Below are 7,064 nucleotides of genomic sequence, written 5' to 3'. Positions count from 1 at the left end.
GCCAATCAAGCCGGGAAATAGCTGGTTCTCCGCGAAAACTATTTAGGTAGTGCCTCGGATGGACACCCTAGGGGGTAGAGCACTGGATGGATGCGGGGGTCGCGAGACCTACCAACTCTAACCAAACTCCGAATACCTAGGAGTGATATCCGGGAGACAGACGGCGGGTGCTAAGGTCCGTCGTCGAAAGGGAAACAGCCCTGACCTACAGCTAAGGTCCCCAAGTCATCACTAAGTGGGAAAGCATGTGGAACTTCCAAAACAACCAGGAGGTTGGCTTAGAAGCAGCCATCCTTTAAAGAAAGCGTAACAGCTCACTGGTCTAAATAAGAGGTTCTGCGGCGAAGATGTAACGGGGCTAAAGTGATGCACCGAAGCTTAGGGTGTGACGTAAGTCACGCGGTAGCGGAGCGTTCCGTAAGCCTGTGAAGCGATCTGGTAATGGGTCGTGGAGGTATCGGAAGTGCGAATGCAGACATGAGTAGCGATAAAGAGGGTGAGATGCCCTCTCGCCGAAAGACCAAGGGTTCCTGCGCAAGGCTAATCCGCGCAGGGTGAGCCGGCCCCTAAGACGAGCCCGAAGGGGGTAGTCGATGGGAACCACGTTAATATTCGTGGGCCTGGTGGTGTGTGACGGATCTCGTGTGTTGTTTGCCCTTATTGGATTGGGCAGGCTTCGAAGAGGTTCCAGGAAATAGCCCCACCGTATAGACCGTACCCGAAACCGACACAGGTGGTCAGGTAGAGTATACCAAGGCGCTTGAGAGAAGTGTCCTGAAGGAACTCGGCAAATTGCCTCCGTACCTTCGGAAGAAGGAGGCCCTCACTGTGCGCAAGCATTTTGAGGGGGCACAGGCCAGGGGGTAGCGACTGTTTAGCAAAAACACAGGGCTCTGCTAAGTCGGCTTCAAGACGACGTATAGGGCCTGACGCCTGCCCGGTGCCTGAAGGTTAAGTGGAGTGGTGCAAGCTGCGAAATGAAGCCCAGGTAAACGGCGGCCGTAACTATAACGGTCCTAAGGTAGCGAAATTCCTTGTCGGGTAAGTTCCGACCTGCACGAATGGCGTAACGACTTCCCCACTGTCTCCAGGACATGCTCAGCGAAATTGAATTCTCCGTGAAGATGCGGAGTACCCGCGGTTAGACGGAAAGACCCCGTGCACCTTTACTGCAGCTTCAGAGTGGCATTAGGAAAGAACTGTGTAGCATAGGTGGGAGGCTTTGAAGCGTTGGCGCCAGCTGACGTGGAGCCATAGGTGAAATACCACCCTGTTGTTTTCTGATGTCTAACCCAGATCCATGAAACTGGATCGGGGACCCTCTGTGGCGGGTAGTTTGACTGGGGCGGTCGCCTCCTAAAGAGTAACGGAGGCGCGCGATGGTGGGCTCAGGACGGTTGGAAACCGTCTGTTAGAGTGCAATGGCATAAGCCCGCCTGACTGCGAGACTGACAAGTCGAGCAGAGACGAAAGTCGGTCATAGTGATCCGGTGGTCCCTCGTGGAAGGGCCATCGCTCAACGGATAAAAGGTACGCCGGGGATAACAGGCTGATAACCCCCAAGAGCTCATATCGACGGGGTTGTTTGGCACCTCGATGTCGGCTCATCACATCCTGGGGCTGGAGCAGGTCCCAAGGGTTTGGCTGTTCGCCAATTAAAGTGGTACGTGAGCTGGGTTCAGAACGTCGCGAGACAGTTTGGTCCCTATCTGCCGTGGGCGTCGAAATTTGAGAGGAGTTGACCCTAGTACGAGAGGACCGGGTTGAACATACCTCTGGTGTACCTGTCGTTCTGCCAAGAGCGCAGCAGGGTAGCTATGTATGGACGGGATAACCGCTGAAAGCATCTAAGCGGGAAGCCTCCCTCGAGATAAGATTTCATAGAGCCGTCGGAGACCACGACGTTGATAGATCGGATGTAGAAGTGCGGTAACGCATGGAGCTAACCGATACTAATTGCTCTATTTGCGCTTGAGAGTCCCACCATCAACGACAACACTGGGTCACACCAGCGACGTCATGATGGCGGATGACGATCTTGCTCATGCCTAATAAACAACCAATGCCCTGAACTCGTCATGAGATCAGGAAAGCGTGCATCGATTTGAACAGAACCGTTTCATTGTGGCGTTCCCTCAACCTTGAGGGGACGCCCGCTCGCCGGCTCCATTGCTTGGTGGCTATAGCGTCAGTGCCCCACCCGATCCCATCCCGAACTCGGCCGTGAAACCTGACTGCGCCGATGGTACTATCGCTCAAGCGATGGAAGAGTAGGTCGTCGCCAGGCATTGTAGCCGGTGAGCAAACATTCGAAACGATATCAGAACCCATTCACATGTCTCACCCTGGCGCGGGGTGGAGCAGCCCGGTAGCTCGTCAGGCTCATAACCTGAAGGTCACAGGTTCAAATCCTGTCCCCGCAACCAACAATCAACCCGCAAAGTCGCACGACTTCGCGGGCTTTTTTTGCGTCTGGCGTAGATCGGCTGGACACGCCTCGCGATGCGTAACCGGCTGAAACTTTAATCCACGCAACAAGCTGTCCCCGCTTCAAAAACGGCGATTTCAAAGCCGAGAACGCTTTGCGAGGTTCGGCACGCTGGCTAATCGTAATTCGTTTCGAGTAGCCGGACGCGGGAAGGCGGGGGCAGGCTCTACCTACATCAATCCACCTCGACTATGCTCGCGCCACAGCCGCGCGGGGCGGCCAAGTCCGCTATGGACATCCACTTGGCCCTTCTTGATCGGCCGATGCACCGATCGCCGAAAGCACCGGGGCTATACGGTGCCCACTTGCATGCCGCGCTTTCCGACGCGTCGTCCTCCGCTCAGGACCAGCAAGTCCCTTAGCCAAGCAGCGCATCGGCCATCAGGCACTGCGTCGTCGCTTGTAGTGGCGGGGCGGTATAGGACAGCAACTGGATCATTCCGACAAACAGTACATCATTCTCCGGATCGACCCAGAACCACGTCCCGGCCGCGCCGTCCCAATGATACGTGCCCCGTCCGACGGGTATGCCGGCCAGCGCCGGATCGGTGAAGACGACGCCGTTATAGCCATAGCCGAAACCGGGCCGGAACGCCTGATGACCTGCGACGAAGCGTGCCTCCAGCATGTCGTTGGGCAAGCGGTTGGTCATCTGCTCGCGTACGCCCTGTGCGCTGACGATGCGCACACCGTCCAGTTCGCCGCCATTCAACAGCATCTGGGTGTAGCGGGCGTAATCGACGGCGGTGGAGAACAAGCCGCCGCCGCCCATTGCCATCCGGGGCTCCGCCTCGGGATCAGGGCGGAGCGGATTGTCGATCGCGGTGAGCGGCATGTCTCCCATCTTGAGGTACAGCGTGGCGAGCCGCTGCCGCTTGTCCGGCGCGACAAAAAAGGCCGTGTCGACCATCCCCAAAGGGGTGAAGATACGGCTGCGGATGAATTCGGCCAGCGTCTGCCCGCTCAGTCGCTCCACGATCGCGCCCTGCACATCCATCGACAGACTGTATCGCCACCGCGTTCCCGGTTGATATGCCAGCGGCAGGCGAGCGAGCCGCGCGATCATGTCGGTCAGGTCGTTCGCCTGAAGAACCTGGGCGTCGCGGTACATCGCCTCAATCCGGTCTGCGGGTTCGCCGATCGCGACGCCGTAGGCGAAGCCGGCACGATGCGTCATCAGATCCATGATCGTCGGTGCGCGATCGACTGGGGCAAGGATCGGCGTTCCATCATCCGCCTCCCCGACAAACACCTGAAGATTCGATAGTTCCGGCAGGTGTTTCGCGATCGGATCGTCCGGATGCCACAAACCTTCGTCGTGAAGGATCATCATGGCGGTGCCTGTGATCGGCTTGGTCATGGAGAAGATGCGGAAGATCGTATCCTCCGCCATCACTTCGCCGCGGGCGATATCCTTATACCCGGGGGTGCCGATCCGAGCGACGACGCCGTGGCGCGCGACGACCGTCACAGCGCCTGCAATCACGCCGGCATCGATCTGCGCCTGGACCGCGGCGTCGACTGCATCGAGACCGGCCGGGATCAGCCCGGCCTCCTCCGGCGTCCCCCGCCGCATCAGATCAATCCCGATCGCGCACGTTCGCCAAGCCAGTGTGCGCTGGGCTTCGGCGTGCGTTCGAACGTCTCGTAATCGACGTGGACGAGCCCGAAACGCTCGCCATAGCCGCGGGTCCATTCAAAATTGTCGAGCAAAGACCAGCAGATATAGCTGTGCACATCGATCCCCTCCGCCAGGCACCCCCGGACTTCCGCCAACGCCGCGTCGAGATAAGCAATACGACGCGTGTCATCGTCGGTGCAGACGCCATTTTCGGTAACGTAGATCGGACGACCGATCCGTTCGTGCGCGAACCGGATCGTCCCGCCCAGCGCCTGCGGATAGAATTCGTAATGCGCACCGGTCATCTCGGCACCCTCCGGCGGCGGGAGGCGGCCTTTGGCGCCGACGAGGACGCGCGAATAGGTCTGCACGCCGACAAAGTCCGCATTCTTCGCCGTTTCCAGCCACGGGCCGTACAGCATGTCGATCAGAGCCTCCGCCTTATGACCTTCCCCCACGCCCTGGACATCCTGCATCGTCAGCGTCAGGCCGACCGGAAAGTCCCCCGGCCCCGCCTTCATCGCCGCCATCGCCTTCTCATGCGCATCGACCATGATCGGTTCGCTTGTCGCCACGGGCGCGAACAGCAAGGATGAGAAGTGCGCGGAACCCGTCGCCTTGCGACACGCGGCGAGCATCGCATCCATGCCGCCGGACGCCCGCGCATCGGCCATGCGGAGCAATGCGACGAGGCGCTGTATATTTGCTTCGTTGAAGGTCGAGGCATAGGAGATCAGGTCGCCCAGCCGCTCGGTCGACTTCTCCGCGAAGCGCGCGAACAGATCGGCACCGTCCGCCACCTTGAACCCACCACGTGCGGCAAACCAGCGCGGGACGGTGAAGTGGTTGAACGTCACCATCGGTTTCAGCCCACGCCGGTGGCACGCTTCCAGCACGCGAGTGTAATGATCGAGCTCCGCGACGGAGAATTTGCCCTCCTCCGGCTCAATCCGCGCCCATTCGATGCCGAGCCGGTGGCAATTGAAGCCGAGGCCAGCGGCGATCGCGATATCTTCCTCATACCGGTGGTAGCTGTCGCATGCGTCGCGCGACGGCTCGCGGTATAGCGTCGGCGTCACGTTCTCGCATAGCCAAGCATCGGAATTGACGTTGTTGCCCTCGCTCTGATGCGCGGAGATCGCGGTGCCCCACAGGAAGTTTTCGGGCGCGGGGCGGGGGGCGACATCGACCATCTTGGATCCTTCAGGGTTTGGCGAGTTCGGGGTAGAAGCGGCGCATCATTTCCGACAGCACGGCGAGCGAGCGGTGCACGGCCTCGCTATTGTTCATGAACGTGGATTCGAGCGCGAGGCCGCGGACGGCCGCGACATAGAGTTCGTGGATCGCCACCGCTTCGGGATGCGGCTCCAGCCCGGCGGCACGGATGCGTTCTTCGCTCCACACGTGCGCGCGGGCGTCGATCCGTCCCTGCAAGCGGCGCAGTTGATCGCCAAGATCGGGATCGGAGCGCGAGGCGAGCATGATTTCCATCACCGCGATGCCGGACGGCGCGCTCATCACGCTCCACATCGTTTCGGGCAGTGCAACGAGCCAGTCACCCGCGGTCATCTTCGCGATCGTGTCGTTATAGACCTGCGCATCGGCGGAGAAGACTGCGTCCACCACGGCGAGCATCAGGTCGGTCTTGGCAGGGAACTGGTGCGTCATCGCGCCGCGGCTGACCCCGGCCTCCTCGGCCACGGTCGATACGGTGGTCGCGCTATATCCCGTGCGGTGAAGACAGGTGATCGCCGCCTGGATCAGCTTGCCCCGCGTGTCTGCACTGCGCTCGGCTTGCGGCCGTCGGGCGGGGCGCTGCCCGACGCCTGCGGGCGAGGGGGTGTCGGACGGGGCCGTGTCGGACCGGGATATAGCGGGCTGGCGCGCGGCGGCGGCATCTGTATCGGGCTTGCTCATGCCCGGTACAGTAACGCCCTGCGGCGGCGGCACCAGCATGCCTGCAGTCACGCGAGATAATCCGCCCAGAAAGCCGTCATTTCGGCCCAGGCCTCGCGCCCTTCTGGGGCGTCGGCGAGCAGCGACTGGAAGACGTGCGGCATGCCTTCATAGACTTCGAGCCGCGAGGAACAGCCGGCGGCGCGCAGGCGTCGATGCAACCGGACGCTGTCGCTGAGCAGGATTTCACGAGTCCCGACCTGGATTAACGCCGGCGGATAGCCTTGCGTGAAATCGCCAAATACCGGGGAGACGAGCGGACCGGTAAGATCGGCCCCCGGCGCATAGGCACTGCGTGCAAGGTCGCGGACCGTCGCGTCGAGATAGTCTGCATGTGCAAGCGTGGCGGTGGTGTCGCCTTCGCCCGCAATATCCGTGACCGGGGAAAGCATGACGATCGCGGCGGGCGCGGGAATGCCGCGATCGCGCAGCAGCAAGGCAGTGGCGGCGACGATGCAGCCGCCTGCCGAATCCCCGAACAACCCCATCTTTCCCGCATCCGCGCCCTCAGCCAGCAAGGCCGACCAGACCGCCGCAACCTGATCCAGGATTACGTCGTACGTCGCGCGCGGGGCGAGCATATAGTCGATGGAGATCACGCGACGGCCGCTGGATGTGGCGGCGAGTGCGGCGGTCACCAGATTGGCGCGCGCCGATCCCGTGACGAAGCCGCCGCCGTGAACATAGACGATGATGCTGCCATCATCCTCGAACTCGGGCGGCACGACGTCGAGCGTCGGAATGCCGCCCAGCATCCGCTCGGTCGCGATCGTCCCCAGCGCGTCGAGCACGCTCTTGCCAAGCTGTTCGGCGAAGATCGCGCCACGTGCGGCCGCCGCATCGAATTCCTCCTGCGTGCGCGGTTGCGGCGTTGCTGGCATCGCCGTCAGGAATGCGCGAATGCCTTCCAGCTTGCCGCGCGCTTCGGGCGACACGGATGCGGCGATCGGTATGCGGGCGGCGTCTGTATTCATGATGTATCCGGACGCGACGGCCGAA

At 61.2% G+C, this 7,064-nt stretch carries 4 protein-coding genes, 1 tRNA gene and 2 rRNA genes (1 of these 7 only partly in view); 3 read left to right on the top strand and 4 right to left on the bottom strand.

The window, feature by feature from the left end:
* The 3 genes from H5J25_RS15720 to H5J25_RS15710 all read left to right on the top strand — a co-directional run.
* Positions 1-1,976 (top strand): 23S ribosomal RNA (locus H5J25_RS15720); it begins 816 nt to the left of the window's first position.
* Positions 1,977-2,172: 196 nt separating this feature from the next.
* Positions 2,173-2,287 (top strand): 5S ribosomal RNA (rrf, locus tag H5J25_RS15715).
* 62 nt (positions 2,288-2,349) lie between these two features.
* Positions 2,350-2,426 (top strand) — tRNA-Met (locus H5J25_RS15710).
* A 420-nt stretch (positions 2,427-2,846) separates the two neighbouring features.
* Here H5J25_RS15710 and H5J25_RS15705 read toward each other — a convergent pair.
* Genes H5J25_RS15705 through H5J25_RS15690 form a run of 4 tightly spaced genes read right to left on the bottom strand, consistent with a single transcriptional unit; the run spans position 2,847 to position 7,039 of the window.
* Entirely contained in the window at positions 2,847-4,064 is a 1,218-nt protein-coding gene (locus H5J25_RS15705; protein WP_202092676.1) for a serine hydrolase domain-containing protein, read from the bottom strand.
* Positions 4,064-5,302 carry a glycoside hydrolase family 1 protein gene (locus H5J25_RS15700; RefSeq protein ID WP_202092674.1) on the bottom strand — a complete coding sequence of 413 codons (1,239 nt, stop codon included), beginning with the start codon at positions 5,300-5,302 and terminating at the stop codon, positions 4,064-4,066. The genes H5J25_RS15705 and H5J25_RS15700 overlap by 1 nt, the downstream gene beginning before the upstream one ends.
* A gap of 10 nt (positions 5,303-5,312) precedes the next feature.
* A complete protein-coding gene (locus H5J25_RS15695; RefSeq protein WP_202092672.1) occupies positions 5,313-6,077 on the bottom strand; it encodes a TetR/AcrR family transcriptional regulator in 765 nt (254 codons plus the stop codon).
* Complete coding sequence (locus H5J25_RS15690) at positions 6,074-7,039, bottom strand: alpha/beta hydrolase (protein ID WP_202092671.1); 966 nt, start codon at positions 7,037-7,039, stop codon at positions 6,074-6,076. The genes H5J25_RS15695 and H5J25_RS15690 overlap by 4 nt, the downstream gene beginning before the upstream one ends.
* Positions 7,040-7,064 lie beyond the last annotated feature (25 nt).

It is taken from the genome of Sphingomonas aliaeris, assembly GCF_016743815.1.
GTDB lineage: Bacteria > Pseudomonadota > Alphaproteobacteria > Sphingomonadales > Sphingomonadaceae > Sphingomonas > Sphingomonas aliaeris.
This window is presented reverse-complemented; position numbering and strand designations above follow the sequence as displayed.

Bases quoted from the DNA above. Each gene is read 5' to 3' on its own strand.
- H5J25_RS15705 (WP_202092676.1), bottom strand. From the start codon at position 4,064: ATGCGGCGGGGGACGCCGGAGGAGGCCGGGCTGATCCCGGCCGGTCTC.
- H5J25_RS15700 (WP_202092674.1), bottom strand. From the start codon at position 5,302: ATGGTCGATGTCGCCCCCCGCCCCGCGCCCGAAAACTTCCTGTGGGGC.
- H5J25_RS15690 (WP_202092671.1), bottom strand. From the start codon at position 7,039: ATGAATACAGACGCCGCCCGCATACCGATCGCCGCATCCGTGTCGCCC.